This is a genomic window from Micromonospora sp. M51 (assembly GCF_018070305.1).
Lineage (GTDB): Bacteria > Actinomycetota > Actinomycetes > Mycobacteriales > Micromonosporaceae > Micromonospora > Micromonospora parva.
Genome location: NZ_JAGPXZ010001042.1, coordinates 1 through 1,653, shown reverse-complemented (window position 1 = coordinate 1,653; position 1,653 = coordinate 1). Strand labels below are relative to the sequence as shown.

The following is a 1,653-nucleotide window of genomic DNA, read 5'->3' as shown; positions in this document are numbered from 1 at the left end:
GCTGGAGGACATGCTGGCCGACCCGGAGCTGCCCGCTGCCGAGACCGACCGGCTCACCATGATGCACCGCAACGCGCTGCGCCTGCTCAAGCTGGTCAACACCGTGCTGGACTTCTCCCGGCTGGAGTCGGGTCGGCTCGCCGCCCGCTACCAGCCCACCGATCTCGCCGGTTACACCGCCAGGCTGGCCAGCACCTTCCGCTCGGCCACCGACCGGGCCGGGTTGCGACTGGTGGTGGACTGTCCGCCGCTGCCCACTGCGGTCTTCGTCGACCGGGACATGTGGGAGAAGATCGTCCTCAACCTGGTGTCGAACGCTGTCAAGTTCACCTTCGACGGCGAGATCCGGGTGCGGATCCGGGCCGTGCAGGGCGCGGCCCGGCTGGAGGTGACGGACACCGGCATCGGCATCGTGCCGGAGGAGCTGCCGCACGTCTTCGAACGGTTCCACCGGGTGCCGGGGGTGCGGGCACGCACCCACGAGGGCACCGGCATCGGCCTCGCGCTGGTCCGGGAGCTGGTCGAGATGCACGGCGGTGAGGTCGGACTGACCAGTCAGGTCGACGTGGGCAGCACCTTCACGGTGACCGTTCCGTTCGGCTCGGCGCACCTGCCGGCGGAGCGGGTGGTGGCGTTCGACCCGCTGCCCGTCGGTGAGCCCGAGCAGGCCCGACTCTTCGTGGCGGAGACCGCGCTGTGGGCCGGTGTCGCGCCGGCACCCGAGGTCGACCGTCGGCCGGCGACGGCCCTGCCGGCCGGCCGGATCCTGGTCGTCGACGACAACGCCGACCTTCAGGAGCACGTCAGCCGGCTGCTCTCCCCGACCTGGGAGGTGGTCACCGCCAACGACGGGCTCGACGCCCTGCCGATGGCCCGCGAGGGCGGGTTCGACCTGGTGCTCACCGACGTGATGATGCCTCGGCTGGACGGGTTCGGGCTGGTGAGCGCGCTGCGCGCGGACCCGCGTACCCGGTATGTGCCGATCGTGCTGCTCTCCGCCCGAGCCGGCTCCGCGGAGGCCGTCGCCGGCCTCGCCGTCGGCGCCGACGACTACCTCACCAAGCCGTTCTCCGCCCAGGAGCTGATCGCCCGGGTGCGGGCCAACGTGGAACTGGGCCAGCTGCGCGGGCAGATCATCCGCCGGCTCCGGGCGTTGGCCGACGCGGCGGTGGCGGTGAACACCGCCCGATCCACCGCCGACGTGCTCCAGGTCGCCGCCCGGCACGCGTTGAGCCTCGCCGAGGCCGCCCGGGTGGTGGTCACCGCGGCCGAGGCCCGTTTCGAGGCGGACGGCGGCGGCATCACCGCCGCCGACCCGTCCTTCGTGGCCGAGCTGACCGGCACCGCCGGAAGGAAGCTCGGTGAGCTGCAGGTCTGGCGGGCGGACGGCGATGAGGCGCAGGCCGACGACGCGGCGCTGACCCAGCTGGCCCGGCTCGTCGGGGTGCGACTGGAGAACGCCCAGCTCTACGAAGCCGAACACCGGATCGCCACCACCCTGCAGCACAGCCTGCTGCCCCGATCGCTGCCCCAACTGCCCGGCGCGGTCGTGGCCAGCCGCTACCTGCCCGGCAGCGCCGACGTCGAGGTCGGCGGCGACTGGTACGACGCTGTCGCGTTGAACGGCGACGAACTGGTGCTGGTCATCGGGGA

The 1,653-nt window shown here is 72.7% G+C and carries 1 protein-coding gene; it reads left to right on the top strand.

Going from position 1 to position 1,653, the window contains the following annotated elements; translation table 11 throughout:
- Positions 1–1,653 (top strand): ATP-binding protein (locus tag KBX53_RS32255; protein ID WP_210863620.1); only part of this gene is annotated, 1,653 nt, incomplete at both ends.